We start from the raw sequence: 314 nt of genomic DNA on the forward strand, positions 1-314 counted from the left end.
CCCCTTGCGGGCGGGTAGGTGGGGGCGGTAAGATTCGCCCCCTTCGCAGTTCACCGGTGATGCCGGTGTGTGGGCGAAGGCCGCCGGAGGGAACGGGCGGACGCAGGATCAGCAGCTTTCAGGCGGCGACGCAAAAAAGGTGTTGACGAAGCGAAAAAGATTCTTCATAATCTCGTTTCTCTGCTGCAGACGCAGCGACGCAGAAAGAAGCCGGTAGTTGGATGTTTTTAACGGCGCTTTCGCGAATGATCTTTAAAAATTTACAGCCGATAAGTGTGGGCGCTTGATGCGGCGGCGAACCCGGCCTGTTCTTC

General features: G+C 57.3%; 1 protein-coding gene. It reads right to left on the reverse strand.

Features of this window, described 5'->3' with window-relative positions; genetic code table 11:
* Positions 1-118 precede the first annotated feature (118 nt).
* Positions 119-314, reverse strand: a 196-nt coding sequence (locus U5760_RS31595) for a hypothetical protein (protein WP_322016223.1), incomplete at its 5' end; no start/stop codon positions are given.

It is taken from the genome of Paraburkholderia sp. J12, assembly GCF_905220215.1.
GTDB lineage: Bacteria > Pseudomonadota > Gammaproteobacteria > Burkholderiales > Burkholderiaceae > Paraburkholderia.